This window comes from Paenibacillus harenae, from assembly GCF_030812415.1.
GTDB classification, from domain to species: domain Bacteria; phylum Bacillota; class Bacilli; order Paenibacillales; family Paenibacillaceae; genus Pristimantibacillus; species Pristimantibacillus harenae_A.
This window is the reverse complement of the sequence record NZ_JAUSST010000005.1, coordinates 217131-242112: the sequence shown is the minus strand read 5'-3', so window position 1 is coordinate 242112 and position 24982 is coordinate 217131. Positions and strand designations below refer to the sequence as shown.

24 protein-coding genes are annotated in these 24982 nt (G+C 52.0%); 11 read left to right on the top strand and 13 right to left on the bottom strand.

Annotated elements, in window-relative coordinates:
* Nucleotides 1–21 precede the first annotated feature (21 nt).
* Nucleotides 22–414: a winged helix-turn-helix transcriptional regulator gene (locus tag J2T14_RS19250; protein WP_307204567.1), complete on the bottom strand. Its 393-nt coding sequence runs from the start codon at nt 412–414 to the stop codon at nt 22–24.
* Between the two features lie 158 nt (nt 415–572).
* Between J2T14_RS19250 and J2T14_RS19245 the strand changes: the two genes are divergently transcribed.
* Together J2T14_RS19245 and J2T14_RS19240 are read left to right on the top strand one after the other, a co-directional pair.
* Nucleotides 573–1784, top strand: coding sequence for an MFS transporter (locus tag J2T14_RS19245; protein ID WP_307204566.1), 1212 nt, complete (start codon nt 573–575; stop codon nt 1782–1784).
* Between the two features lie 91 nt (nt 1785–1875).
* Nucleotides 1876–2676, top strand: a complete 801-nt coding sequence (locus J2T14_RS19240; protein ID WP_307473838.1) for an aldo/keto reductase — start codon at nt 1876–1878, stop codon at nt 2674–2676.
* Between the two features lie 70 nt (nt 2677–2746).
* Here the strand turns inward: J2T14_RS19240 and J2T14_RS19235 are convergent, their stop codons facing one another.
* Together J2T14_RS19235 and J2T14_RS19230 are read right to left on the bottom strand one after the other, a co-directional pair.
* Complete coding sequence (locus J2T14_RS19235) at nt 2747–3259, bottom strand: SRPBCC domain-containing protein (protein ID WP_307473329.1); 513 nt, start codon at nt 3257–3259, stop codon at nt 2747–2749.
* Between the two features lie 21 nt (nt 3260–3280).
* Entirely contained in the window at nt 3281–3613 is a 333-nt protein-coding gene (locus J2T14_RS19230; RefSeq protein WP_307473327.1) for an ArsR/SmtB family transcription factor, read from the bottom strand.
* 204 nt (nt 3614–3817) lie between these two features.
* Here J2T14_RS19230 and J2T14_RS19225 point away from each other — a divergent pair, with 204 nt between their 5' ends.
* A complete protein-coding gene (locus J2T14_RS19225) occupies nt 3818–5515 on the top strand; it encodes a M3 family oligoendopeptidase (protein ID WP_307473324.1) in 1698 nt (565 codons plus the stop codon).
* A gap of 54 nt (nt 5516–5569) precedes the next feature.
* On the opposite strand, the gene J2T14_RS19220 is transcribed toward J2T14_RS19225, so the two are convergent.
* Nucleotides 5570–6586, bottom strand: a complete 1017-nt coding sequence (locus tag J2T14_RS19220; protein WP_307473323.1) for an SDR family oxidoreductase — start codon at nt 6584–6586, stop codon at nt 5570–5572.
* Between the two features lie 503 nt (nt 6587–7089).
* Between J2T14_RS19220 and J2T14_RS19215 the strand changes: the two genes are divergently transcribed.
* Both J2T14_RS19215 and J2T14_RS19210 read left to right on the top strand, forming a co-directional pair.
* On the top strand, nt 7090–8145 hold the full coding sequence (locus J2T14_RS19215; RefSeq protein WP_307204876.1) for an LLM class flavin-dependent oxidoreductase: 1056 nt from the start codon (nt 7090–7092) through the stop codon (nt 8143–8145).
* Between the two features lie 477 nt (nt 8146–8622).
* Nucleotides 8623–9480 carry a class II fructose-bisphosphate aldolase gene (locus J2T14_RS19210; RefSeq protein ID WP_307204558.1) on the top strand — a complete coding sequence of 286 codons (858 nt, stop codon included), beginning with the start codon at nt 8623–8625 and terminating at the stop codon, nt 9478–9480.
* Between the two features lie 71 nt (nt 9481–9551).
* Here the strand turns inward: J2T14_RS19210 and J2T14_RS19205 are convergent, their stop codons facing one another.
* Nucleotides 9552–10781: an RNA polymerase sigma factor gene (locus J2T14_RS19205; protein ID WP_307473321.1), complete on the bottom strand. Its 1230-nt coding sequence runs from the start codon at nt 10779–10781 to the stop codon at nt 9552–9554.
* Nucleotides 10782–10915: 134 nt separating this feature from the next.
* Here J2T14_RS19205 and J2T14_RS19200 point away from each other — a divergent pair, with 134 nt between their 5' ends.
* Both J2T14_RS19200 and J2T14_RS19195 read left to right on the top strand, forming a co-directional pair.
* Complete coding sequence (locus J2T14_RS19200) at nt 10916–11587, top strand: response regulator transcription factor (RefSeq protein WP_307473319.1); 672 nt, start codon at nt 10916–10918, stop codon at nt 11585–11587.
* The gene (locus J2T14_RS19195; RefSeq protein ID WP_307204554.1) at nt 11584–12591 is read left to right on the top strand and encodes a sensor histidine kinase; all 1008 of its coding nucleotides are present in this window, start codon (nt 11584–11586) and stop codon (nt 12589–12591) included. Before J2T14_RS19200 ends, J2T14_RS19195 begins: the two co-directional genes overlap by 4 nt.
* 34 nt (nt 12592–12625) lie before the next feature.
* Here J2T14_RS19195 and J2T14_RS19190 read toward each other — a convergent pair whose 3' ends face one another.
* The 3 genes from J2T14_RS19190 to J2T14_RS19180 form a co-directional block, all read right to left on the bottom strand.
* Nucleotides 12626–14590, bottom strand: coding sequence for an ABC transporter permease (locus tag J2T14_RS19190; protein ID WP_307473317.1), 1965 nt, complete (start codon nt 14588–14590; stop codon nt 12626–12628).
* Complete coding sequence (locus J2T14_RS19185) at nt 14587–15333, bottom strand: ABC transporter ATP-binding protein (RefSeq protein ID WP_307473315.1); 747 nt, start codon at nt 15331–15333, stop codon at nt 14587–14589. Before J2T14_RS19185 ends, J2T14_RS19190 begins: the two co-directional genes overlap by 4 nt.
* A gap of 124 nt (nt 15334–15457) precedes the next feature.
* Nucleotides 15458–15628, bottom strand: a complete 171-nt coding sequence (locus J2T14_RS19180) for a hypothetical protein (protein WP_307204551.1) — start codon at nt 15626–15628, stop codon at nt 15458–15460.
* A 146-nt stretch (nt 15629–15774) separates the two neighbouring features.
* On the opposite strand from J2T14_RS19180, the gene J2T14_RS19175 reads away from it, so the two are divergent.
* Entirely contained in the window at nt 15775–17586 is a 1812-nt protein-coding gene (locus tag J2T14_RS19175) for an SgrR family transcriptional regulator (protein ID WP_307473313.1), read from the top strand.
* A gap of 70 nt (nt 17587–17656) precedes the next feature.
* Here the strand turns inward: J2T14_RS19175 and J2T14_RS19170 are convergent, their stop codons facing one another.
* Entirely contained in the window at nt 17657–18067 is a 411-nt protein-coding gene (locus tag J2T14_RS19170) for a VOC family protein (RefSeq protein WP_373458180.1), read from the bottom strand.
* Between the two features lie 393 nt (nt 18068–18460).
* Between J2T14_RS19170 and J2T14_RS19165 the strand changes: the two genes are divergently transcribed.
* Complete coding sequence (locus J2T14_RS19165) at nt 18461–19381, top strand: aldo/keto reductase (RefSeq protein ID WP_307473311.1); 921 nt, start codon at nt 18461–18463, stop codon at nt 19379–19381.
* Between the two features lie 76 nt (nt 19382–19457).
* Here the strand turns inward: J2T14_RS19165 and J2T14_RS19160 are convergent, their stop codons facing one another.
* The 4 genes from J2T14_RS19160 to J2T14_RS19145 all read right to left on the bottom strand — a co-directional run bounded on the left by J2T14_RS19160 (nt 19458) and on the right by J2T14_RS19145 (nt 23102).
* The gene (locus tag J2T14_RS19160; protein WP_307473309.1) at nt 19458–20015 is read right to left on the bottom strand and encodes a GNAT family N-acetyltransferase; all 558 of its coding nucleotides are present in this window, start codon (nt 20013–20015) and stop codon (nt 19458–19460) included.
* Entirely contained in the window at nt 20008–20826 is an 819-nt protein-coding gene (locus J2T14_RS19155) for an aminoglycoside N(3)-acetyltransferase (RefSeq protein ID WP_307473307.1), read from the bottom strand. The genes J2T14_RS19160 and J2T14_RS19155 overlap by 8 nt, the downstream gene beginning before the upstream one ends.
* Before the next feature lie 122 nt (nt 20827–20948).
* Nucleotides 20949–22289, bottom strand: coding sequence for a hypothetical protein (locus J2T14_RS19150; RefSeq protein WP_307473306.1), 1341 nt, complete (start codon nt 22287–22289; stop codon nt 20949–20951).
* Between the two features lie 456 nt (nt 22290–22745).
* Nucleotides 22746–23102 carry a nucleotide excision repair endonuclease gene (locus tag J2T14_RS19145; RefSeq protein WP_307204544.1) on the bottom strand — a complete coding sequence of 119 codons (357 nt, stop codon included), beginning with the start codon at nt 23100–23102 and terminating at the stop codon, nt 22746–22748.
* Between the two features lie 163 nt (nt 23103–23265).
* Here J2T14_RS19145 and J2T14_RS19140 point away from each other — a divergent pair, with 163 nt between their 5' ends.
* The gene (locus J2T14_RS19140; protein WP_307473303.1) at nt 23266–23721 is read left to right on the top strand and encodes a MarR family winged helix-turn-helix transcriptional regulator; all 456 of its coding nucleotides are present in this window, start codon (nt 23266–23268) and stop codon (nt 23719–23721) included.
* Nucleotides 23722–23803: 82 nt separating this feature from the next.
* Nucleotides 23804–24877: a saccharopine dehydrogenase family protein gene (locus J2T14_RS19135; protein ID WP_307473301.1), complete on the top strand. Its 1074-nt coding sequence runs from the start codon at nt 23804–23806 to the stop codon at nt 24875–24877.
* The last annotated feature ends 105 nt before the right edge of the window (nt 24878–24982 follow it).

The following is a 24982-nucleotide window of genomic DNA, read 5'->3' as shown; positions in this document are numbered from 1 at the left end:
ACCCGTCCCGTATAACCGCAGTTAACGAAGAACCGTCTCCTCGTCCTTATCCTTGTAGTTCAAGATGCTGTCCTCCAGCACCTCGTTGATATCGCCGTACTCTTTAATGATATGGAGTTCGCCCCAATTGCAGAGCGAATCTAGAATCGGCTTCAAGCTCCAGCCGTACTCGCTAAGCTCATACTCCACTTTTGGCGGAACTTGATTGTAGCTGATGCGGTTGACGATACCGTCCTGCTCCAGCTCCCGCAACTGCTGCGTCAGCATCTTCTGCGTAATAGCAGGCATTAATCGTTTCAAATCGCTCGTACGCTTCGTCCCATGCGTCAAATGGCACAGAATGACGCATTTCCACTTTCCGCCGATCACCTCAAGCGTCGCTTCCACCGATATATTGTATTTTTTTTGTACCATATCGATCATATTCCTCCTTGCCGTCTAATAGGCACTTCTCGGTACCTATAGCACTTCGCAGTATCTATAGTACTTGAAAGTACGTACTATTCATCGCAGCTCGATTCATCCATAATAGCATTTACCGGCCGGTCATTACTACTATGGAGGAAAAACGTATGACAACGACTCAAAGAAGAAGTACCTTTGCGCTGCTTGCGTTAGCGATAAGCGCCTTCGCCATCGGGACGACAGAGTTCATCAGCGTGGGGCTGCTGCCTCTTATCGCCGACGACTTGCACATATCGATCACAACTGCAGGATTAACCGTATCGCTATATGCGCTAGGCATCACGTTTGGCGCTCCCATCCTTACATCGCTTACCGCCAGGGTATCTCGCAAAAAGCTGCTGCTGGCGATTATGATCGTCTTCATCATCGGCAATACGCTGGCCTCGCTGGCGGGCGGCATTGCCGTCCTGCTCATCGGACGGCTCGTATCCGCGCTAGCACACGGCATATTCATGTCGATCGGCTCAACGATCGCAGCCGATCTCGTGCCGGAGAACCGAAGAGCAAGCGCCATTGCCCTCATGTTCTCCGGACTGACGGTCGCTACCGTTACCGGCGTGCCGATCGGCACTTGGATCGGCCAGCAGTTCGGCTGGCGAATCGCCTTCGTCGCGATCGTCGCCATCGGCATCCTGTCGTTCATTGCGAATCTGATTCTCGTCCCTTCGGGCTTGCGCAAAGGGGCATCAACCACTATGCGCGACCAGCTTAAAGTGATCACGAACGGAAGATTGCTGCTGGCCTTCGCCATCACGGCGCTCGGCTACGGCGGAACGTTCGTCGTCTTCACTTATTTATCCCCGCTGCTGCACGATATAACCGGATTCGGCGAGAAGGCGATTGTCGTCATTCTGCTTGTATACGGACTTGCGATAGCCATAGGCAACGTTATTGGAGGCAAGGCCGCCAACCGCAATCCCGTGAAGGCTTTGTTCTATATGTTCGCAATGCAAGCCGTCATTTTGCTCGTGCTAACGTTCACCGCACCGTTCAAGGCGGCCGGTCTCCTGACGATAATCGCCATGGGCTTGCTGGCGTTCATGAATGTGCCGGGCCTGCAGCTCTATGTCGTCATGCTGGCTGAACGCTATACGCCGAAGTCGGTCGATGTCGCTTCTGCCTTCAACATTGCCGCATTCAATGCGGGCATTGCGATCGGCGCTTATCTCGGCGGCGTCATTGCCGGAGGCATCGGCATCATTCATACCGCATGGATCGGATCGCTCATGGTCGCCGGTGCGGTTATGTTAACCGGATGGGTTCGCGCATTAGAGGCAAAGGACAGTAGGAAAGAGAAGAAGCTGCGTGCTTCGGCCTAATACAACATCGAGAGGATGTACCATCGTGACAACTACAACAAATCCAATAACTAGCCTGCAAGCCACGACAACCTTAAGAAACGGCGTTCGGATGCCTTGGTTCGGCCTCGGCGTATTCAAGGTCGAAGAAGGCGCTGAACTGGTAGAAGCCATCAAAGCGGCGATCAAGCACGGCTACCGCAGCATCGATACGGCTGCGATCTACGAGAACGAAGCCGGAGTCGGCCAAGGCATCCGTGAGGCGCTGAGCGGCGGCGAATCCGGACTGACTAGAGATGAGCTCTTCATCACTTCGAAGGTATGGAATGCCGACCTCGGCTACGAGCAGACGCTCGCGGCTTTCGAGACGAGCCTTGGCAAGCTGGGCCTTGAATATCTCGACCTGTATCTCATTCACTGGCCCGTTGCGGGCAAATATAAAGAAGCGTGGCGAGCGCTAGAAGCTCTCTATAAGCAAGGACGCGTGAAGGCCATCGGCGTCAGCAACTTCCAAATCCATCACCTGAAGGATCTGATGGAGACGGCTGAATTCAAGCCGATGGTCAACCAAGTCGAGCTGCATCCGTTGCTGACGCAGCAGGAATTGCACAGCTTCACCAAAGAGCAAGGCATTCAGCTTGAAGCTTGGTCGCCGCTTATGCAAGGGCAACTGTTCGAGCATCCCGTTCTACGGCAGATCGCGGCACGGCATGGCAAATCAGTCGCCCAAGCGATCCTCCGATGGAATCTCCAGCGCGGCGTCGTTACGATACCGAAGTCGACGAAGGAGCACCGTATAATCGAGAATGCCAATGTATTCGACTTCGAGCTCACTAGCGACGACATGGAACAGATCGAAGCGTTGAACGAGAACCGGCGCGTCGGCCCCGACCCGGACAACTTCGATTTTTAAGGCATGCCATGCAAAAAAGAAGAGCCCGCCGCATCGTTCAGCAGCGAGGCTCTTCTTCCATTCCATCCGATTATTTCTGCACCGCTTCCAGATGCTCGACAAGACGATCCCAAGTTTCCCGAATGCCTTGCTCCATTCCCATCTCTACGCTTGCTTGAAGTGCCTCGGCCGAATGGAAACGCGAACGGCTCAATACTTTCGTCTTTCCGTCCTGCTCCTCGAATACTAACGTGATCAGCGACGGCGGCATATCTTCCGATTCATTGCCCTCTGCATCCGAGAAATAATCGGTATATACAATTTTCTCTTGCTCCACGATCTCTCCGTAGACGCCTTTCCCCCAAGATTCGAAGCCGAAGAAATCGCCTTGATTCTCGTCGATGCATTTCATGCAATAATGCCACACGCCGCCCGGGCGGAAATCAATCGTACATGCCGTAAGCGTCCAGCCCCGGGGTCCCCACCATTGCTTCAAATGCTCTGCTTCGGAAAACGCTTTGAATACAAGCTCCTTCGGCGCGTTGAAGACGCGCTCCATAACGAACTCTTGACCTTCTACCTTCATAATCATTTGATTTGCCATTTTTGTAATTCCTCCCATGTTTTAGTTATTCTTATTGTTTTTCTCAGCTTGAAGCTTCTGCAAATAAAGGTCTAAGTTGTCGAAGCGTTCTTCCCACATGCGGCGATAAGCATCCAGCCACTCATCCATCGCTTGAAAAGGCTGCTCTCGGAGCTTGTAATGCCGCCTATTGGCATCCGCCTGCACCTCGACCAGTCCAGCCTCCAATAATACACGCAGATGCTTGGATGCTTGCGGCTGCCGTAAACCTAGACGTTCCGCTATATCCCCTACTGTCATCGGCCCTGCTTGCAGCAGCTCTACGATGCGCAAGCGGTTCGGCTCGGAAAGCGCGCTAAATGTAGTCGTGTCCATTTGCCTTTTGTTCCTTTGTTGTTCAGTCGTTTTCGTATCTCGCATCCTTAATATACCCCATACCGAATATTCCTGTCAAGGAATATTCAAAAGATTTTTAACCGCACTAGAGCAGGATTAGCATAACCGAATCTCGAATAGACTATTTGAAATGGGCTTCATCCCCAATCCTCCTATTATTTCGGAAAAGGCAGGTGCACGTTAATGAAATTCAGCGAGTATCGTTACGAGCGTCCCGATGTCAAAGCATTCGAGCAGAAGTTCAAGGAGCTGCTGGCCGGCTTCACGTCGGCGGACAGCTACGAGAAGCAGGACGCCGCCATGTCCGGCATGAATAAGCTTCGCAGCGAATTCGATACGCTGCAGACCATCGCGAGCATCCGTCATTCCATTGACACCAATGATGAATTTTATAAGGCGGAGCAAGACTTTTACGATGAGAACGGACCTGTCGTGCAGGAATACATAACCGACTACTACCGGGCGCTTACGAACTCCCGCTTCCGCACAGAGCTGGAGAGCAAGTGGGGCAAGCAGCTGTTCCAGCTGGCCGAGCTGTCGCTGAAGACGTTCAGCCCTGAAGTCATTGAATATTTGCAGCAGGAAAATAAATTAACGACGGAATATTCGAAGCTGATCGCCTCCGCCAAAATCCTCTTCGAGGGCGAGGAGCGAACGCTGCCCCAGCTCACGCCGTTCCAGCAATCGACCGACCGCGATATGCGCCGCCGCGCCTCGGAGGCGTCCTTCGGCTTCATGGCCGACAACGAGGAAACGCTTGACCGGTTATACGACGATCTCGTTAAAGTAAGGACCACGATTGCCAAGAAGCTCGGCTTCCGCAATTACGTCGAGCTTGGATACGCGCGGATGAACCGCACCGACTATAATGCCGACATGGTCGCAAGCTTCCGCAAGCAAGTGCTCGAACATATCGTACCTGCCGCGACGAAGCTGATGGAAAGACAGCGGAGCCGCATCGGCGTCGATCAATTGCTGTATTACGACGAGAACCTCGCGTTTCTATCCGGCAATGCGAAGCCGAAGGGCGCCCCCGATTGGATCGTCGCGAACGGCGCCCGAATGTACGCCGAGCTGTCGCCGGAGACGGACAGCTTCTTCCGCTACATGCAAGATAACGGCTTAATGGATTTGGTAAGCAAAAAGGGGAAGCAAAGCGGAGGCTACTGCACGTATATCAGCGAGTATGGCTCGCCGTACATTTTCTCCAACTTCAACGGCACGTCAGGCGACATCGACGTACTTACTCATGAGGCGGGTCATGCCTTCCAGGTGTACGAGAGCAGAAACTTCGCCGTGCCGGAATACAGCTTCCCGACCCACGAGGCATGCGAGATTCATTCGATGAGCATGGAGTTTTTCACATGGCCGTGGATGGACCTGTTCTTCCAGGAGGATGCCGACAAATACCGCTTCCAGCACCTGACCAGCGGACTGCTCTTCATTCCGTACGGCGTGACGGTTGACGAATTCCAGCACTTTATCTATGAAAATCCCGATGCGACGCCGACAGAGCGCAAGCAAGCCTGGCGCGACATCGAGAAGAAGTACTTGCCTCATCGCGACTATGCGGATAATGCCTATCTGCAGCATGGCGGCTACTGGCATAAGCAAGGCCATATTTTCAGCACGCCGTTCTATTACATCGACTACACGCTGGCGCAGATTTGCGCGTTCCAGTTCTGGAAGAAGATGCACGAGGACCGCGATGCCGCATGGGCCGATTACCTTGGACTATGCCAGCTGGGCGGAAGCCTCTCCTTCACGGAACTGGTCAAGAAAGCCGGGCTGATCTCGCCGTTCGAAGACGGCTGCGTAACCTCCGTCATCGGCAGCATCGAGAGCTGGCTGGACAGCGTGGATGACCGGGCATTCGCTTAACTGGAGCAAACAACGAAGGACGCCCATGAAGTGGCGTCCTTCTCGTTTCTATCGCTATTCCTTTATGCTCGCAATGGCTGCATCCAGCGCCGCGATAACTTTATCGCACCAAACGTCAAACTCCGGGTCCTCTTTCTGATGCTCCGGATGCTCCAATATGTAGTTGATCGTCTTCTTAATCCCTTGGTCAAGCCGCGTCGTCGCGACGAAGTCCGGCACGAGCCGCTTCAGCTTCGAATTATCGAACACAACCGAGTTCGATTTGTCCCCGAGCAAGCCGCCTCTATAGTCTTCCTTGCTGCAAGCATCCAGGAACGCTGATGACACATGAATGGCATTCAGCTTCACGCCCAGCGCGTCCGCTATGGTCTCGTAGATTTGATTCCACGTTACCGTCTCATCGGATGTAATATGGACGGACTCGCCAATCGCATGGATGTTGCCCATCAACCCGATGAATCCTTTGGCAAAATCGCTATTATGCGTCATCGTCCACAGCGACGTGCCGTCCCCATGAATAATGACCGGCTTGTTCGCGAGCATCCGCTTCGCAACCTGCCACGTACCCTTGCTTCCGTGAACGCCAAGCGGAATCGAACGTTCGTCGTACGTATGGCTTGGCCTAACGATCGTAATAGGGAACCCTTGCTCGCGATATTGCTTGATCAAGTACTCCTCGCAAGCGATTTTATTGCGGGAATATTCCCAATACGGATTCGACAGCGGCGTTCCTTCCGTAATTCTATAATCGGACAACGGCGTCTGGTAAGCGGAAGCCGAGCTAATATACATGAACTGCTTCGTTTTGCCGCTGAACAAACGATAATCCCGCTCAAGCTGCGACGGTACGAAAGCGATAAAATCGGCGACGACATCGAAGCTTAAGTCCTCGATCAGCGCGGCTACCCGCGCTTCATCGTTAATATCGGCTTGCAGCACCTTCACGCCTTGCGGCAGCCCTTCGTTTCTCGATCCTCTGTTGAGAAGATACAGCTCGCAGCCGCGCTCCAGCAGCTGTCTCGTAATGGCGGAGCTGATAGTGCCTGTGCCTCCAATGAATAACGCTTTCATTAATTCGTACACCTCCGAAGTATGGTCGGGTAGAGCGCCTCTCCTCATTCCGAATATTGCGAACAGGCGTTCATCATCTTATTCGACGTTGGTGCGGCAAACCCTCCTACTGCGAGAAAGCGACAGAAGAGCGCCCTAGCAAGGCCCTGGAACTGCATTTCCCTATTCATATGAAAATGAATCCTTATACGGTGAAGAACAACGGGAATTCGGCTATAAGCTCATAGGGATCTTGCTTCTGGAAAGAATAGAATAGATACGCTCTTGCTCGACGCTGCCGGCTTGCCCGTACCCACAGAAATCTCTACCCGTCAGAAATTGCCTCGACTGCTCCTTGAGAGATTCAAGCTTCAGCGCTTCTTCGAATAAAGGCTTGTCTACGATCAGCGGCGAGGGATATCCTTCGCGCTATATTGTTGTAAGGTACTTAACATTGTGATGTGGTAAATGGTAAACTAATGCTATTGAGGAGGCGAATATCAATGTCTAATGAGACAGTAAATATGGAAATAGGAATTAGTACGTTTCTGGAAACGACACCCGATCCGTCGACCGGGATCGTCATCAGCCATGCGGAGCGGATACGCAACGCGGTGGAGGAAATCGTCGTGGCCGATCAAGCCGGGCTTGATGTATACGGTATTGGCGAGCATCATCGCCCCGATTACGCAGGCAGCGCCCCCGCTATTATATTGGCGGCTGCAGCTTCGGTGACGAAGCGGATACGGCTCTCGAGCGCCGTCACCGTATTGTCCTCGGACGATCCCGTTCGCGTATACCAATCGTTCTCTACGCTCGACGCACTTTCTAAAGGACGGGCCGAAATTATGGCAGGCCGCGGTTCGTTCATCGAATCGTTCCCGCTATTCGGCTATAGCCTTGACGACTACGATGCGCTATTCGACGAGAAATTGGAGCTTCTGCTCAAGATTCGGGAATCCGAGAAAGTATCGTGGCCCGGCGGGCTGCGCCCCGCTATCGACAATCTCGGCGTATATCCGAGATCCGTGCAAGAGCCGCTTCCGGTGTGGATCGCTACGGGCGGTAACCCGGAGTCGGCCGTTCGCGCCGGAACGCTCGGCTTGCCGGTCGCATTCGCGATTATCGGAGGCATGCCCGAAAGCTTCGCACCGCTCGTATCGCTGTACAAGCAGGCAGCCGAACGGGCGGGACATGATCCGAGCAAGCTGTCTGTCGCGACGCATTCCCACGGCTTCGTCGCCGACACCAACGAGCAAGCGGCGGATTCCTTCTTCCTCCCAACCGCGCGGCAGATGAACGTCATCGGACGCGAACGCGGTTGGCGCGCTGCTTACGACCGCGACGCTTACGACGCCGCCCGCAGCTTAAGAGGTGCGCTATATGTAGGCGATCCCGAGTATGTCGCGGAGAAAATCGTTTTGCTGCGCAAAAATCTCGGCATCACCCGCTTCTTCCTTCACGTCAACGTCGGCACGATGCCGCATAAGGAAGTGCTGCGCGCCATCGAGCTGCTTGGCACCAAGGTAGCGCCGATCGTCCGCAAGGAGATTGCCCGGATGGAAGGCACGAACGAATAAGACGAATCTATAATGGATAATTGCAATAACTTTTGGCCCAAAACGGGGCTCTCCGGAGCTATGTTGGATATTTGCAGGAACTTCCGAAATTACAGCCCCTCATATGCCCTTCTGTCCCGAAGTTGATGCAGAAATCCAACATAGCAATCGATTCTGCTTCCTAGGGGCATTTTTTAAAGCAGATATCCAGCATAGCCGCGTCATGCCGTGCATGCTGACGGCATTTATAATCGGATATGCGCCAAGATAGCGCTACCAATGCAATTCCGAGCATCAAACGAGCCTATTTTGTAGTTTTATAATAAAAATTGTGATAACATATTGACTTAAAGGAACTGCGTGGACGGGGATACATTATTCCGTTCATACTCGTATGTACGCCGGCTTAGAACGATGATTTTTAAACGGCGGCCAAATGGGGTATGATTGAAAAGTCGAGTTCTTACGTTGCAATTATTTTGAAGGAGGATTTAACAAATGGCATTGGTTTCGATGAAAGAAATGTTGATTAAAGGTTTGAACGAAGGTTATGCTGTTGGTCAATTCAACATCAACAACCTCGAATGGACGCAAGCGATCCTTGGTGCTGCCGAAGAAGAGAAATCGCCGGTTATTCTTGGCGTATCCGAAGGCGCGGCTCGTTATATGGGCGGCTTCACGGTCGTTACGGCGATCGTTAAATCGTTGATCGAAGAGATGAAAATCACTGTTCCGGTGGCTATCCACCTCGACCACGGCTCCAGCTTCGAGAAATGCAAAGCAGCGATCGACGCTGGCTTCACTTCCGTTATGATCGACGCTTCCCATCACCCATTCGAAGAAAACGTAGAAACAACGAAACAAGTTGTAGCTTACGCGCATGAGCGCGGCGTTTCCGTTGAAGCCGAGCTTGGAACAGTCGGCGGACAAGAGGACGATGTAGTTGCTGACGGCGTTATCTACGCTAATCCGCAAGAATGCAAAGAGCTCGTAGAGCGCACTGGCATCGACTGCTTGGCTCCTGCGCTTGGTTCCGTTCACGGCCCTTACAAAGGCGAGCCGAACCTGGGCTTTAAAGAAATGGAAGAAATCTGCCAAACAATCAAGCTTCCACTCGTATTGCACGGCGGAACTGGCATCCCTACAGCAGACATCAAGAGATCGATCTCCCTGGGAACTGCTAAAATCAACGTTAACACAGAAAACCAAATCGCGTTCACGAAAGTGGCTCGTGAGATTCTTACTTCGGATTCCGAAGTTTACGATCCGCGTAAATTCCTCTCGCCAGGGCGCGATGCCATCAAGAAAACGGTTGCCGGCAAAATGCGCGAATTCGGTTCTGCAGGTAAAGCCTAATAAATCGCTTAGAGCGACAATAAAGGCTGGACAAGCTGCTTAAGGCAGCGAGTCCAGCCTTTTTCTTTTGCTTAAAAACGGGCGCTTATATAATGAACCCACTGCTCATGCAGCTCTGACTCCGATCGATTGAAGATGCCTCTGCAATTGTCCGGTCTGCGAATCACTTGATTCAAAGCATCCAGACCGTACTGCTTATCGATGAATTCAACCATAAGGTAAGAGAACTGGAAACCGCCCATCGTCTCAAAATCCCATGTATCGTTCTCTAGCTGCGCAAGCGTCGGAATCGCTCCATTACGGATCGCCTCCGCCGTCGTATCCCTAATGTAAGATTCGCTCATCTGCTTCGCTTCGTATCCGCCGATTCCTTGGCTCAGCCACTTCGGCGCAAGCGGATTAATGTCGCGCACGAGCCACATAGCAAATAGATGAGTCGTCGATTTGAGGATGGACGCATACGTATGCTCCGGCCCAGGGTTTAATGGGGATACAATCTTAAGGGTATTGTCTTCGTACGTACCCATGAACCAATTCGGCGCACCCGCCTCTCCCACCGCTTCGTGGAAGGTCGGCAAATCGGGGTAGATTTCGATAACGACTTTCCGAGAAGGCTCATGATTGAACTTAGACACAAGCTGAACCACGCTCCGCTTAAGCTCGTCAAATAAGTCCCGATGTACCTTCTTCTCGCTAACACCTGCGCTTTGTCCCTCATTCTTGCTAACAATTGATATTCTATCTTGAATAGACATAACGGCAATGTCACCCCATTCTTTCAACAGTTTCCTTAATTTCTCCAATGCACGATACAGCCTGTTCTTTACTGCACTCTCGCGCATGCCGACGATTCTCGCAACCTCCAGCAACGTACAATCGACAAAATAATGAAGCGTAATAATTTGCTGATCCAATTCATTCAGTTGCTTTAAAGCAGAACCGATATCAATACGGATATCTACAAACCTCGCAAAGTCAAGAGAGATCGATTGCGGCTCCATGCTTGTAAAGTCAGAAATGATATCCTTCTTGCGCGATAAGCTTCGATATTCATTTTTCACTGTATTTTGCGCAATGCTGAAAATCCAGGTGAACAAGCTGGAGTTGGCATTGAACCGGTGAAGGTTCTCGGCGGCCTTCAAGAACACATGCTGCGTCAGGTCATCGGCAACCGTGCGATTAATCTTAACCGTGAAATATTTGCATATCGCCGAGCGATATTGGCTGTACGCTGCTTCAAACTGTTTCATCTTGCCCTGCTCATCCGGATAAGCAGGGTATTTGTCATGAGCTCCTGACATCGTAAGAACCTCCTCTTGACCTTACAATTGATTAGACACCGTTAGACGCCAAAAAGCCACATCAAACAAAAAATGATATAATTCAAACAGGCACACATGCCATTAATCAATCCCTCTACACAGGAGGAATCGCTTTGTTCCGAATCATGATCATCGAAGACGACGAGAAAATCAGAAATATCGTCGCCGACGCTTTACGCAAATGGCAGTACGAGGTTATCGAGCTTGCTTCCTTCGAGCGTATACTCGATGCGTTCACGGAAGAACAGCCGCATTTGGTATTGATGGACGTGAATCTGCCCGTGTTTGACGGATTTTACTGGTGCCAGCAGATTCGAACCGTATCCAAAGTTCCTATCCTGTTCCTATCCTCTCGCGATCAACATATGGACGTCATTATGGCCATCAATATGGGGGCCGATGATTATGTACAGAAGCCGTTCGACCTGGGCGTTCTCGTTGCCAAGGTAAGCGCGCTGCTGCGGCGCAATTATACGTATCAGGACGACAGCCTCCAAATCGCGCATCGCCATCTCGTGTTCCACCTCTCGAACTCATCGGTCCAGTATGGAGCGCGGACGGCGGAGCTGTCCCGCAACGAATTCATCATCCTGCAGACGCTAATGCGGAATATCGGCAAAATCATATCGAGGGACGATCTGATGCAGGTGCTCTGGAATGACGAGCAGTTCATCGACGACAATACGCTCACCGTCAACGTCAACCGTCTGCGGCGCAAGATTGCGGCACTGGGAGTGGACGAATTCATTGCAACACGTAAAGGAATGGGGTACATCATCGAATGAGATTTTGGCGATTCATCCAATATGAGCGCTCCTACCTCATCCTATGCGCCGTTATATTCGTTCTGACGGTAGCTGTATACGCGACCAATCCGCAAACCGCTTGGCAATGGCAGACTTTCCTCTATGCGTTCGCTTTAGCTGCGATTGCTCTAACCGCATTTATGTTCCGCCGGTATGCGAAGAACACGCAAGCGATCCGGCGCATGAACGACGATGAAGCCGAGCCGCTGTCTCTGGAAGCCGAAGCTTACCGGGAAGCGTTGGAGCAAGCAGGCATGGCCCATATTCGCGCGTTGAACGAGGTTCAAGCGAAGCAGAAGGAGAACTATGATTTTATCGTCTCTTGGTTTCACGAAATAAAGACGCCGATTGCCATCCTTAGATTGATGCAGCAAACCGATATAGACCCTCGCAGCTTGGAGGAGGAATTGACGCGAATCGAGCATTATGCAGAACAAGCGATGTACTATGCCAAGCTTGATAGCTTCAATCAAGATTATGAGCTGGTCAACTGCAACCTGGAGCTGCTGGTCAAGGAAGTTGTCAAAGCCCATTCCAAATCGTTCATCTCGAGGAAAATAAAGATCCGCTTGGACATTCCGCTTACCGTCGTGCAAACGGATTCCAAGTGGCTGCTGTTCATCGTCAATCAGCTCGTAACCAACAGTCTGAAATATACGGACGAGCACGGAGAAATAACGATTACGGCACGAATAGCCGAGCAAGAGAAGCTGCTTATCATTCGGGATAATGGGATCGGCATCGAAGCGAAGGATTTGCCGAGAGTGTTCAACCGGGGGTTCACCGGCAGCAACGGGCGTACCCACGCGAAGTCGACCGGCATGGGGCTGTACCTTGCCCAAGAGTTATCCAAGAAGCTCGGACATTTCATTACATGCGAATCCGTCCCGGGCCGCTTCACCGAGTTCGTCATCCATTTCCCCAAGAACAATGACCCCTACCTCAGCATGCTGCAAAATGGCAACGCAGCAAAAACGCAATGACTCTTGGCGGTCATTGCGTTTTTGCTCAATATACTTATGCATTCTCGCTTACGATCTTATAATACAGCTTCGTAGATGAGGCGTAGAACAACAAGTAAATGATGAAGTAGACGGCAATAATGCCGGCCACAAGACTAGGCAGCTCCGTGAAATCCTTCACGGATTCCAAAATGTAATATTTGATAATAAGCCAGCTATGCATCATGCCCAGCACGATCGGTGGCAAGAAGACGAACAGAAGCTGCTTGCGGATGACGCTCTTGATCTGCCGGTTGTCGACGCCGATCTTGCGCAGTACCGCATATTGCATTTTCTCTTCCGTCGCTTCCCGCAGCTGCTTGAAGTAGATGACGCTGGCAAGGGCGAACATCGCGATCAGGGCGAGGAAACCGCTGGCGAACAGCATCAGGGACGAACCCTCGATCTGCTTCGAATACACGTCCGCGAACGAAGAGTAGTAGGCATCCGGCGTCTGCGAGACGATCGCATGGACCTGCTTGGATAGGTTGTCGGCGTTTCTCGCATCGCGTATCCCATAGATTTCGTACGTTCTTGCCTCTGCATGTCCTCTTAATCCCTCATAAACCTCGTTCGATATAACGAGCACCGCCGGTTTCATGTTCATGGACTTAACCGGATCGGTTGACCAGCCCAGGTACGCATAGTCCTTCTTATCGACAATTGCGAAGGCAGTCTCTTGGTCCGTCTTCGCGATGAAAGCCGGCTGCTCGCCAGGCGCGTAAGACTTCGGAAAGTCCGACCCCTGGGATAACGCTACCGCTTCATTTCCTTGCAGCTTCACGCTTACCTTATGCCCGCGCTGCTCGATCAGCTCATTATAGGTTTTCTCGGAGACAAGCAGAAGCTCCGGCATGTACATCTCGGGATTATCTATGATCACATGCATATCCGTTACCGGGGCCGCGACTAACAATTCATGCGTCAGGTGGTAGCGGACTTTATGCTCGGAGCCGGATATGACGTCATCGATTCGTTCGTTCGTCGCCGCATCGAGCGTCTGAAAGGCAATGTCGTTCGGCAGATTGCGCCCAACCGCCTCGAACTGCACCTTATAATTGATCGTTACGAAGCAGAGCAGCATCATAATGGCTGCGCTGAACAATGAAATAAAGGTCAAATTAAGCGTATTGCCGCGAATTTGAAAACGGAGCGACGATGTCCATAACACCGTGTTGCCTTCGTGATATTTGCGGCGCCTGCTTATCGTCCGAAGGAGCCAGCCCGCGAACTGGCGGAAGAACAAGTACGTGCCGGCAATAATGCCGACCGTCGACGCGATTAAGCTTAGCGTCCCGTAATCTTGCCAGAACACCGACCCTTTGCCGCTGCTGATAAGGCCGTAAGCCACTCCGAGCAGAAGAACGGCGAGCAAGGCGAGCGCCATCGATACGCGGACGGGCTTCTCGGACTTTTGCTTCGCATGGAACAGCTCGGTAAGCTGCATCCGGTTCACCATAATGAAGCTTTGCACGCTAATAATAATGGCGAGCAGCAGAAATACGCCAGCGGTCGCAGCAATCGCTTCTATCGGAAACGCTAGTGAAATCGCTTGGTCGTACTGCATGAGGTTCATGAGCAGCATGCCGAACAGCTTGGACAGCAAGCCTCCGACGAGTATGCCCGTTATGAGCGAGACCGCGCTTATAAGCAGCGTTTCATAGAACACCATACGCGTAATTTGTCTCTCGTTCAGGCCGTACAGCAGGTACATGCCGAATTCTTTTTTGCGCTGGCGCATGAAGAACGAATTGGCATATAGAATGAAGAAAATAATAAACAAATAGACGACAATGGAAGCGATGGCTACGCCGGATTGGAAGTTGGACCGGTTCTGGAGCGCTGCGATCACGTCCTCGTTATACATAAGCGAAGAGAACGTAAATTGAATGATGACTCCCGCTATCATCGAGAACAGATAGATGGAATAGAGCCGGAAGTTGCGCTTCACATTCCTTATGGTGAGATCAAGCAGGCTCATCGCAGCTTGCCCCCCATCAGGCTTTGGTTCTCCAATATCCGATCGTAAAAGTGGCGCTGGCTTTGCTCCCCTGCATAAATCTCATTCACAACCCCGCCGTCGCGCAGAAAAATAACCCGTTTGCAATAACTCGCCGCATACGTATCATGCGTGACCATCAGAATGGTTGTGCCGAACGTTTGGTTAAGGCCGACGAGCTGCTCCAGCAATTGCGTAGCCGACCGCGAGTCAAGCGCTCCCGTTGGCTCGTCCGCAAACACGATCGCCGGTTCCGTAATGATGGCTCTCGCCGACGCGACGCGCTGCTTCTGGCCGCCGGATATTTCATTCGGATATTTATCCGTGATTGCCTCGATATTAAGCGCCTTAAGGATAGGCTGCAGCCGCTTCTCCATCTCTTCGATCTTGAATCCCCGAAGCGACAGCGGGAGCAAGATGTTCTCCTTCACCGTCAGCGTGTCGAGTAAATTATAATCTTGAAAAATAAAGCCCATGCGCTCCTGCCGGAATTGTCTGAGCGACTGCTTCTTCATGCCGAGCAGCGACTTTCCTTCCAGCCATACTTCTCCCCCGGTGAATCGGTCAATGGTAGACAACACATTCATGAGCGTAGACTTGCCTGAGCCCGAGGGCCCCATAATGGCCGTCAGCTCGCCCGATTGAATTTCAAGGTCAATGCTTTTAAGCACCGTGGCGGCGCCGTAGCTTTTGGATAGATTTTTTGTCAGGATCACGTTTTGCATCGTATCTCCTCCCTTTCTATCCTTTATTCTAGATAGAATCGCCATTTCCATCCATCGAAGTGGCATGATTCCAAGTGACATTATTGTCACATAGGATTACATGCCACGGCAATCATTGCGCTAATTAGATCCGTACACCGATGAGAGACAACAGCATGCCGAGGCCTGCTCTCAGCTTGCCAATCTTCGATGAGCCTTGCATGTCCATGCCGTTCTCCGAATAGGTCCGTTCCCACCGCTCCAGTTCCGCTTGCCGATATTGTCTCAGCTTCTCGCTTACATACTCCTCCAACATATCCATTCCCCTCTTTCATAACTGGCGTTCGTTTGTTGTTCCAATTATGATCTTTTCAATAGGGGTTAAAAAGCGTATACTTTCAGCAATGGATTTCCCCTTTTATATGAATAGCTGCGGACGGCATTCCAGAGGAGGTATACATCTTGCAGGTACAGACCATTGAACGCTACTTAATCTTATATGATCGATTCGCCGATATACGTCTTGCCGGTTCTCCAATGGAAGTGACGATGGAGGAGCTCTCCGATGCCTTGTTCTGCTCCAAGCGCAACACCCGGCTCATCCTGCAGAGGCTGGAGGAAGAAGGTCTGATCGACTGGCTTCCAGGGCGAGGCAGAGGCCATCGTTCGCGAATGGTATTCCACAAGGACAAAAAAGAATGTCTGCTCGCGCTTGCATGCAATCGGGCGGAGAGCGGGGATTACAAAACCGCCTTCGAGCTGCTGGGCACGTACGGGGACGGAACGGATGCGAAGGAAAAATTTCTCGTTTGGCTGGATGGGCACTTCGGCTACCGGCAGGAGGAAAGAGGAGACGGGTCCGATCCTTGCGATACGCTCGTCTATCCGATCGTTCAACAGGTCGTCTCGATCGATCCCGCCGACGTGAATTACTCCTTCGACTCGCATCTCCTTCGCCAGCTGTTCGACCGGCTTCTGCAGTTCGACGAGCGCAGCGGGAAGATCGTCGCCGGTCTGGCTTACCACTGGACTTCCAGTTCGGATGCCATGGAATGGACCTTCTTCCTGCGCAAAGGAGTGCTGTTCCACGACGGGAGAGAGCTGTCGGCAACCGATGTCGTATACTCGTTCGAGAGGCTGCTCGGCGACACGAAGAACCGATGGCTTATGCGCGGCGTCTCGGAGATTACGGCGCTTAGTCGTCTCGTCGTCCGTATTCGGCTTCATAAGCCTAACCGTATTCTCGACCGCTTCATGTGTACCGCTGCGGCGTCCATCATCCCCGCGGAGCTTGCGGGGCAGCAGGAGGAAACATTCTGGCACCGGCCTGTCGGAACCGGCCCATTCCGCCTTGTCTCCAGCACCTCGCACCGTATTCGGCTTGAAGCGTTTAGCGGTTATTATCAGAGCCGGCCTCATCTCGACCGCGTCGATCTCGTTGTCGTGCCGGAAGATTTCCGGAGCGATGCGGCCGATGCGCCCGATGTGATTCATACGAACAAAGCCGGTTGGCCTTCCAACAACGGGGCATCGGGCGAGGACTGGCAGTCGATTGAGCAGCTATGCGGGGGATGCACGATGCTCAGCTGGAACTTCAACCGTAAGGGGGCCCATCAATCGGAAGCGTTCCGCCAAGCGGTGAGGATGATTCTGAATCCCATCGATCTAATAGAGGAATTGGGAGGCGACCGGGTATTCCCGGCGTTCGGATTCCGGCGGGAGGCGAGTCAGCGCCATATCGCCCAGCCATTCAGTACCGAGAACGTTCGGGCTGCGCTGCGACATGCGGGCTGCGACGGCTCGCCAATGCGCATTGCGGTACACGAGAAGTACGAGACGGATGCCAGATGGATCGCGGATCGTCTTCAGCAATGGGGCATACGGGCAGAGGTCATCATCTCGGGAACATGCCTCGATAGAGTGGTTGAAGCGGATTGCACCATGTTCGGCATCGTACTCGCCGAAGACGAGGTGTGCGAGATCGAAGCCTACGAGCATGGGAGCTGCGTGATGCAATCGTACATGGACGCAGATCGCTTGGGCTGGATAAGCGAGCGCATCGATGATGCTCTTGCCGCCGAAAGCGAAGAGCTTAGGCGCGGGGTTTTGCAACAGATCGAGGGGCGTCTTCGGGACGAGGCCTCCGTTCTATTTCTGACCCATCGCAAGCATAATACGTATCTGCATCCTTCGGTACGCGGCGTATCCAAGCTTAATTCGCTTGGATGGGTCGACTTCAAGGACGTGTGGCTGGAGCAACTGCGGCTGCAATGAACGCTAGCAATAGATGCAGCAAGAGGAGTGCTTCATCGGAAGCACTCCTCTTTGCTGCAAACGGTAGCCGCTATTCCCGGCAGATCATCAACTTGTTGCCGTCCGGATCCTTTACGACAAACCAGTGATCACCCTCGATCTCCGTTACGAGCTCGGCGCCGAGCTCCTTCAAGTAATCAAACGAGGCTTGCAAGTCATCGGTCATAAACATGAATGCCGGCGTCTCGATGCTCGGAGGCCCTTCCGGCCGATCTCCGCCCCACATCGGCATCGTATCGAGAATAAGGCCAACGCCGTCCATCGGCAACGGACACAGATGTCCGTTTAGAACCTCGCACTTCTCCTCTTGCAGCCCCAATAGGCGGCAATACCAGTTGCGAGACTGCTCAATATCGCGGACAGGAACAAAAACCGTTCCTAATTTATTTTTAATCGGACTGCTTGAGGTGTAACTTTGGTCGTTAGGCTGCTGCTCGGTCATCGCTTTCCCTCCGCGGATCATTTTGAGCGCTTTCGGCGCTTTGAACGGTCGATATCCTCCCGGTTTCTCGATTGAATCAGGCATTTGACTCACGGTCGGTTCTCCCCTTCATTGTCTCAGCTATAGGCACTGCCCCCTTTGTTGATGAATGGCTATGCGCTAGTAACTAAGTGTGTTTGTTACAACCATCATAGCAAATCATTTTCCGATAGGAGTATATTTTCTTATCATTCTCTACACGTCGTGAATCTCACGTTTCAAACCGCCCGCAGACGTCCCTAATAGATTTGAATCCACCGCTCGCATATGCAACAATAGAAGCGATGGGCCTTGCCATTGTCCCCATACCAAACATAAACCCATTCCAGTAAAACTGATACGGAGGTACTTAGCATGAAAACGATGAAGCTAGGAAGCAGCAATTTGGAAGTGCCCGTTGTTGCGGTAGGATGCATGCGGCTCCCTTCGCTGGATAAGCAGCAGGCTGAGCGGTTCGTTCAGACGGCGCTTGAGCAAGGCGCTAATTTCTTCGAGCATGCCGATATTTACGGTGCGGGCAAAGCCGAGGAGCTGTTCGCCGAAGCGGTACATATGAGCCCGAGCGTTCGGGAGAAGCTTATTCTTCAATCGAAATGCGGCATCGTGCCGGGCGTTATGTTCGATTTCTCGAAAGAGCATATCCTAAATTCGGTAGACGGCATACTGAAGCGCTTGAATACGGATTACCTGGACACGCTGCTTCTGCATCGTCCGGATACGCTCGTAGAGCCCGAGGAAGTTGCCGAGGCGTTCGACCTGCTGGAAAGTTCGGGCAAAGTACGCCACTTCGGGGTCTCCAACCAGAACCCGATGCAAATTCAATTGCTGAAAAAATACGTCAAGCAGCCGCTTATCGCCAACCAGCTTCAGCTTAGCATTACGAATGCGACGATGATCTCCCAAGGCTTCAACGTCAACATGGAGAACGGCGCGGCGGTTAACCGCGACGGCAGCATTCTCGACTTCTGCCGATTGCACGACATTACGATTCAGCCTTGGTCGCCGTTCCAATACGGCTTCTTCGAAGGGGTGTTCCTCGGCAACGAGAAGTTCCCGGAGCTGAACAAGAAGATCGACGAGATTGCCGCCAAATACGAAGTAACGAATACGACGATCGCCGTCGCTTGGCTCCTTCGCCACCCGGCCAACATGCAGCCGGTCATCGGCACGATGAACATCGAGCGGCTTAAGGATTGCATCCAAGCAGCCGAAATTCGCCTCACTCGCGAAGAGTGGTACGCGATCTTCCTTGCGGCAGGCAACATCCTGCCTTAATTCAATACAGTAGACAAGACAAATCAAGGACACCCTTTGCCAGCAAAGGATGTCCTTGTCTTTATACGTAGCCAAATCAGCTTTTCAGGCCCCTTAACTCCTCCACGGTCATGGCGAATAGCACATGGTCCTCCCAGACGCCGTTTATTCGAATATACCGCTGCGCTAGCCCTTCTTGCCTAAAGCCCGCCTTCTCCAAAACGCGCATCGATCGCCCGTTCATCGGCATAACGCCAGCCTGTACCCGGTGTAACCCGAGTTCCTCGAATGCTTTTCTAACGCACAAGGACACCGACTCTGTCGCATATCCTTTGCCATTATGCCGTTGATCGATGAAATAGCCCATATTGGCATGTTGGGCAGGGCCGCGTGCGATGCCCGTTAACGCGATTCGTCCGACTAGTTCGTCCGTGTCCACGGCGAATACGCCATATACATAGGCTTTATCCTCGGCTGCCTCCCGAAGGCTGTTCGCAATCTCGACCTTCTGCCCTTCAAGCGTGAAGTGCAAATCATCCCTAATCGGTTCAAAAGGTTGGAAAAAATCGCGGTTTCTCATTCTTAAGTCTAGAAGCAAGGCGGCGTCCTCCGCCTCCAGACTTCTTAAGCAGATAGAATGGCTGCTGTTACTCATGGTTCATGGCCCTATTGTTCATCAACCATTCCACGCCGAAGTCGACCGCTTCCCGCATATCGAACAACACGCAATCGGCATTGCCTAGTTTGCCTTTCACGGTTACGCAGGCCGCTTCGAACTTCTCGCCAAGCTTATCGAAATCGCCGGAATCGTAGGCGTAATCATCGAACCACTTCCATACACGCACCCCATCCTCCAGCATTGCCGTTCCCATCCTCTTGATCGGCATCCGCGCAAGCATCGCCTCGGCTAGATGGAAGCTTGTACATGACTCATAGCCTACGCCAAGCAAAAGCACCTTCGTGCCAAGGCTATATAACTTGCCTAATGGCGAATCCATCCCGAACTGCGGGGTTAGCGGATGGTCGGAGACGATTTCTTCTGCCATGCGTCCGTTCGCGCAGAAGGAAACCTGCGGATGCTCCGATCTCGCCGTCCTTCGTGCGGTCCTGAACAGCTCGGCAATCCGTCCCATCCCTCTTGTCGGCGTAATGGCCGGATCGAAGGCAGGCATCTCGTTATAGATGATCTCGATCCATTCATGAGGTACAGGGGGATTGCCCCATTCGGCAGGATCGCTCCACTCGCTGCTCTGCGCCGGCATGACGAGCGTTCCATCTTCGCCTACCGTCTGAAGCAACGCCTGCACGACCGCTTGCGCCCCGCCGCATACCCAGCCCAATGCGGATAAGGAGGAATGGACGAGAAGCTTGTCCCCTTCCTTGACGCCAAGTGTCCGCAAGCCCTCTACGATGCCGCTAACCGTAACCGGCGACTTCGTACGTTCCATAATGTCCTGCTCACTCATGCTGCATCACTCTTTTCCAGTAGCTGAATACTTGTTCTAATTCTTATTGTTAGCCATTGCGCGGTGCATTGCAACTTTATCGTTATGATTTCACAATTTCACTTCCATGGACATCAGCGTGACTACAACCGGATCGCTAGCATAAACAGAAGCAGCAGAACAGCCATGCAAGCTGCGTATTTATAGTTGGGGGATGCCAACTCAAATACGGTTTTTTTGAACAATCCGGCCAATAGATTGTTCACTGCCGAAGCCGGCGAGATCGGATTGGACAAAGCCCAGCCTCCAAGCAGCAGTATGGCATAATCGTTAGCGCTCATATGGACGGCCGCCGGATCGATGCCCGTCGCAAAAATCGTAACGAGGACAATCGGATGCAAACCAATGAGCGAAGAAATAATCATAAGAATGACGACCATGAACGAGAAGGATAGCCAGATAGGCAGCGGTATAGGTTCGAGCAGAGCAGGCAAGTAATCGCCTATCCCCGTTGCGCCAATCGAGCCGCTGAAGAATCCCGCCGCTAGAAACAGCGTGATCTCCTTCTTAAGCGATGGCAGCGTTACCTGGATGTGATTAACGATTCCTTCTCGATAGATCGCGCTCTGCCCTTGAAATAAACACCAAATAAGAGGCACTGTTACTGCGGTCATGCAAGTGATGAGAACCATAGGCAGATCAATGAACGATTCCATAATCAATATAACCGCAATAGCCGATATGAGATAGACAGCGAGTCCAATGGGAAAGCCGCTGCGACCATCAACCCCCTCTATAGGCGTCGTGGAATCCTCACTTTGCCGATTCTCTACTTTCCCCTCGGGATGAAGCAATTTCCGAAAATCGATGGCCATGCTGACCAGAAAGCTCAGCAGCGTTAGAACGACCAAATACGGAAGCAGCTCCGACCAGCGGACTCCCAGCGCAGAGGTGATCAGCGCCATCGCAGCGAAATACGGCGACCAGAGAATCGCGCCGGCGAATCCGCGATTTAACGCATTCGCAAGCAGTTTCGACATTCCCGCTTCCCGCGGCTTCACGAAAGCCAAGTGATATACGACCGAAATCGAGCCCACATTAATGAAAGCACCCATGATCTGCGTCAACAGCTGCGTGCCGGCAAACAATGCGACTCCGCTTTGCACTTTCGTCTCGTAGAATCGCTGCAGAGCTGCTACATACTTCGGCAGCCTGACCGGAATGCCGAATAATGGCGCGAATGCAAACAAGGTTACGATCGTTGCATTCATGCCCGCAGCGCCGAACCACATGTCGGCATCCGCCTTCTGGACCAGCATAAGCGCGACACCGCCAACGACGAACGCAGACGTCAGATAAAGTGTTATCCCCTTCAAGCGGGGAAGCAAAATCGCGATCGCGACAAACACCAGAACGCCCAGTACGTCGGTAAGCACCTCCCAACGCGTAAACTGCTGCAGGATGAATACCGTCGCCAAAAGCAAAATAATAGATTGATCCAATATCGTCAGGCGAGCAGATTTGATGCTAACCGCCTTCTTTCCTATCGCGTAATTCGTCTCCGAACCCTTAGTTGAACAGCCAGCAGCTTAACAATAGATTACCATGCTATATGCTGTAACAAGTAGTATAATCAGGATAAACACGGCCAATTATATAATCTTATGACCACAAGGAGTTACATTCGATGCCATCCAACCATGGTGCTTGCTGCTATGTTGGATTTTATGCAGGATAGTCCGCCCCGAAGAGGTCGAACGGATGGCTATAGTGGATTTCAGCATTAACTTCGCTCTCAATCGGCCTAAATTCGCCCTTCCACCCGAAAGTTAATGCAGATTTCCAACATAGACGATAAGTTCGCCAAACCGACGTTGTTGCATATACAGCAAAAAAACCAGAAGCGCTTTGCACTCTCCTGGTTCTCGTAGCCGTGCATCTTACTTAAAGTACACCTTGTCATCATTATACTTGGCCTTGTATTCGTTGATGATATAAGTCTCGTAGATATCCCTGTGCACAGGGTTTTCCACGACGCAAACCTCGATCTTATGTACTTCGTCCCTATGCTTCTTCATCGGCGATACGGAATCCTCGAAATGCTTTTTGATTCGCGGTCTAATCTTCCTTGCTTTACCCACGAACAGCAGCTCATCTTTGTCGTTGTAGAACATGAAGATGCCGCCCAGCTCTCTCGTAATAAGATGGAACTGCGTGAAGCCATAAATGTTGCTTTCCTTCGGATCGACTTGTTTGAAAATCGTTACGTCCGGCGTTGGCACGGTAATGTTGATCATATCGGCTCATTCCTCTTTCTATGTGGTTATCACAGTAACTTCCCTATGTCCCATGCTCTCTATATTACCACATGCGTGCAGGCAACGTGTATGCGACAACAGGGTTATAGCAAGAATTTGCACAGACTTGACAATGAACAAGTTTAGGTTCTAAACTAATCGCATGGATAAAAACAACTATTCCCCCTCCGCGAAGTCAAGGAAAGGCGCCCGGGCTTTAGGCCAATTGATTATGCAGTTTCGCCGGCTTGAACGCCACCCGCATACATTCGGCAGCGCGGGAACGCTCACGCCGAGCGAGATTCATACGATCGAAGCGATCGGCTGCGAGGGAGGCATTCTCATGAACGAGCTGGCCGCCCGCCTCGAGGTGACGAAGGGCGCAGTTTCTCAGCTCGTCGTACGTCTGGAAGCCAAGCAGCTAGTCGAACGTAAGATATACCCGCATGATTCGAGAGGCGTATTGATTTCATTAACCGAGAAAGGAAAGGAAGCGTATACCGCTCACGACGAGGTTCACGTCCGGTTTTACGAAAAGCTACGCTCCGGGCTGAGCCGGCATGAAATCGAAATTTTCGAAACCTGTATCGAAAAATTAAATGAAATGCTAAAGAGATAATTTTTTTTGCCATTTAGTTTAGGATCTATACTAGTTCGAATCGGATACATGATGATGTACGTTGATGCAAAGGAGAATACCTATGAGAGATTGCATACTAGTCATCGGAGGTTACGGTCATGTAGGCCGAACGATATGCAAGAAGCTCGGCGAACTGTATCCCGGCAGGGTGTATGCTGCAGGCAGAAGCTGGGACCGCGCGGATGCATTCTGCCGCACGACGGACGGGAAGGTTCTGCCGCTCGCGTTCGATATAGCTCTAGGCCTCGATCCCCACCTGGTGGACCAAGTCAAGCTCGTCGTGATGTGCCTGGATCAGGCGAATGCCGCTTTTTTGCGCTTCTGTCTCGAGCATTCGATTCATTATGTGGACGTGTCGGCCAGCTACTCGTTTCTGGAGCAAGCGGAACGTCTGCGCAGTGAAGCTAGGACGAACCGAGCAACGGCTGTATTAAGCGTGGGGCTGGCGCCCGGTATGAGCAATCTGCTGGCCCGGCATGCTAAGCAGCAGCTCGATGTTGCCGATGAGATCGATATTTCCATTTTGCTCGGAACGGGAGATCGTCATGGAAAGGCGGCCATCGAATGGACGGTCGACAACCTAGGCACGAGCTTCCATGTCGTAAGCAAAGGCCGCACGGCTGAGGTCCGCAGCTTCACCGACGGCAAGAAAACGAATATGGGTGCGAGCTTAGGAGAAAGAACCGCTTACCGGTTCAACTTCTCCGATCAGCATGCGCTGCCGCATACGCTAGGCGTCCCTTCTGTGTCCACTCGCCTATGCTTCGATTCAAGGGCAATAACGCGATTATCGGCCCTGCTCAGGAAGGCGGGCTTGTTCACATTATTGCGGCTGAAGCCGGTCCGCTCGGCTGCCGTTTGGCTGTTCGGTCAACTGCGCTTCGGTACGGATGTGTTTGCCGTGAAGATCGACGCTCGGGGCAAGAGGGGACAGAAGACGATGCGAGTCGAAAGCTTGGTACAAGGCAACAACGAGGCCGACATGACCGCAAAAGTTACCGCATCCGTCGCAGATATCGTATACCGCACGGAGCTGCCCCATGGCGTCTATCATATTGATCAATTGTTTGACCTGGACACCATCATTCAGCCTCTCGGACTCCAGTTCGTGACCATTGAAACCGAAATCCCATAACCCGAGTGAATCGCTCCTCCCAAAGCTGGCAATTTTCTTATATTTCTTGCCGATATGAGAATACTATCCCCAAAGTCAGATTTTTAAACTGGGAGATGGGACAAA